This is a genomic window from uncultured Polaribacter sp., from assembly GCF_947501385.1.
Lineage (GTDB): Bacteria > Bacteroidota > Bacteroidia > Flavobacteriales > Flavobacteriaceae > Polaribacter.
This window is the reverse complement of sequence record NZ_CANMVP010000092.1, coordinates 1-344: the sequence shown is the minus strand read 5'-3', so window position 1 is coordinate 344 and position 344 is coordinate 1. Positions and strand designations below refer to the sequence as shown.

Sequence of the window (344 nt, the reverse complement as noted above, 5' to 3'; positions counted from 1 at the left end):
TGTACCTTCAGATACTATTAATACATCCGGTGCTGTTGTTGGTGTTAATGGATTTGGATCTGTGGTGTCTGGATTCCCATCATTATCATCATCTAAATCGGTTACATCTGGAATACCATCACCATCATTGTCTGCTTGAACCGTAATGGTTACCGTTTCCGTTCTACAAACTGATGGGTTTACTGTTGTATTACAAACAATATAATCTACCGTTACTGTAGTTCCTGCTTCGCCAGGACTTGGAATGTAGCTCATCTCACCAGTAGCTCCATCAAAGGTTATTGTTCCTTGTGCTGTTCCTGTTCCTGCATCCACTATTGTTGTGTTTGCATCTGGTATAAAAT

1 pseudogene is annotated in these 344 nt (G+C 40.4%); it reads right to left on the bottom strand.

What is annotated here, in order from left to right:
• A pseudogene (locus Q0998_RS19310) lies at positions 1-344 on the bottom strand (hypothetical protein); the annotation flags it as partial.